The 1,845-nt window shown below is 64.6% G+C and carries 3 protein-coding genes; all 3 read right to left on the bottom strand.

The features are described 5' to 3' along the window. The coding region (locus tag EN939_RS32510) for a nucleoside hydrolase (RefSeq protein ID WP_206528399.1) at window positions 1-521 on the bottom strand (521 nt) is incomplete at its 3' end. 11 nt (window positions 522-532) lie between these two features. Continuing rightward, entirely contained in the window at window positions 533-1,519 is a 987-nt protein-coding gene (locus EN939_RS32505; RefSeq protein WP_127271624.1) for an ABC transporter permease, read from the bottom strand. After that, the coding region (locus EN939_RS32500) for an ABC transporter permease subunit (protein WP_442919586.1) at window positions 1,507-1,845 on the bottom strand (339 nt) is incomplete at its 5' end. The genes EN939_RS32500 and EN939_RS32505, both read right to left, overlap by 13 nt.

Raw genomic sequence — 1,845 nt, 5'->3', positions numbered from 1 at the left:
GGTGTGATGTTGCCCGGCGTCTGGAAATTGCCGCCGAGCACGATCAGCCGCTTCAGTGCACCGGTCAATCCCGGCTCCTGCAACAGCGCCATCGCCGCGTTGGTCAGCGGACCGGTCGTCACCAGCGTGATCTCGCCCGGATTGGCCATGACCGTGCCGATGATGAAATCGACCGCATGTCCCGGTGTGGCCTGCCGCACCGGCGTCGGCGCCGGCGGGTTGAACTTCTTCAGGCGATCGCCGAAACGGGCAACAAGCCGCTTTTCGAAATGCACCGGCGCTTCCATATCGGCCTTGGCGTTGCCGACGATCGGCCGCCACGCGCCGGCGTGAACCGGGATATCGTCACGCCCGGCGAGCGTCAGCGTGTTGAGGACGACATTGGTGACCTGCTCGATCGGGCCGGCGGCACCGGTCACGGTGGTCACGCCCTCGAGCCGCAGCTTCGGATTGATCGCCGCAAACAGCACGGCGAGAATATCGTCGCCGGCCGAATCCACGTCGAGGATTATGCGTTCCATAAAGGCTTCCTTCACTGGGGATTTTTGCCGCCGGCTTCAGTGTTCTTGTCGACCGACAGCAGCTTGCGCATCGATTCCAGCGTCTCCGCGATAATCCTCGGACGCGCCCGGTAGGACAGCGCGAACAATGCGATCAGCGCGACGACATAGGGGACGGTGAGAACCAGATAGGAGGGATAGCCGAACGTCTGCAGGCGCAACGAAAAAGCATCGGCGAAGCCGAACAGCAGGCAGCCGGCCAGCACCTTCAGCGGATCGCCATTGGAAAAGATCAGGATCGCCACCGCCATGAAACCGCGGCCCGACGACATGTTTTCGGTGAACATGGTGATGTAGCCGAGCGACAGATGAGCGCCGGCGAGGCCCGCCAGCAATCCGCAAAGCAGCGATGCGATGTAGCGGACGCGGGTGATCGAGATGCCAAGCGCCTCGGCGGCTTCCGGTTTTTCGCCGACGACGCGGATATAGAGGCCGAGCCGCGTCCTGGTATAGCAGACGACCAGCAGCGGCACCGCGATGAAGGCGACATAGACGAGCGGCGTGAAGCCGGAGATCAGCGGCGCCCACGAGCCGAGAAGGTCGCGGGCACCGGGCAGCTGGACTTTCGGCAGGCCGACGATGCCGTGACCGACGATCGAGCCGCGCGTGCCGAAGATCGCTTTCATCAGCGAGATTGTCATGCCGCCGGCCAGGATGTTGAGGGCCAGCCCGACGACCACTTCATTGGCCTTGAAGCTCACCACCAGGACAGCAAAAACCAGGGCGAAGACGAGCGCCGCCGCGACGCCGCAGGCGACCCCCGCCAGCGCGGAACCGGTCCAGATCGACCCGAGGACGGCGAAGAAGGCGCCGACCAGCATCTGCCCCTCGAGGCCGATGTTGAAGATGCCGGCCTTGGTGGTGAACGAGCCGCCAAGCGCGACCAGAAGGATGGGCGCGGTGGTGCGAAGCGTCGCCGCGATCAGCGCGACGTTGATGAGCTTGTCTAGAATTTCCATCGCCGCTCCCCTGCCTGGCTGTCGCCACGCTTTCTCACCAGCACCTGGGCCGACACGCTGAGGATGATCAGCGCCTGGATCACGGTGATGATTTCGCGCGACGCGCTGGTGTCGACCTCGAGCAGCAGCGATCCGTTGCGCAGGGCGCCGAAGAACAGTGCGGTGAAGATGGTGGCGACGGGCGAGCCATTGGCAAGCAGGGCGGCGATCAGCCCGTCGAAGCCGAAACCGGGGGCAAATCCTTCCATGAAGCGGTGATGGACGCCGAGCGTCTCGACGCCGCCGGCCAGCCCGCCGACGGCCCCTGAAAGCAGCAGGACCAGGAA

The sequence above is a fragment of the Mesorhizobium sp. M7A.F.Ca.CA.002.05.1.1 genome (assembly GCF_003998335.1).
In the GTDB taxonomy this organism is placed as follows: domain Bacteria; phylum Pseudomonadota; class Alphaproteobacteria; order Rhizobiales; family Rhizobiaceae; genus Mesorhizobium.
This window is presented reverse-complemented; position numbering and strand designations above follow the sequence as displayed.

Bases quoted from the DNA above. Each gene is read 5' to 3' on its own strand.
- EN939_RS32505 (WP_127271624.1), bottom strand. From the start codon at position 1,519: ATGGAAATTCTAGACAAGCTCATCAACGTCGCGCTGATCGCGGCGACG.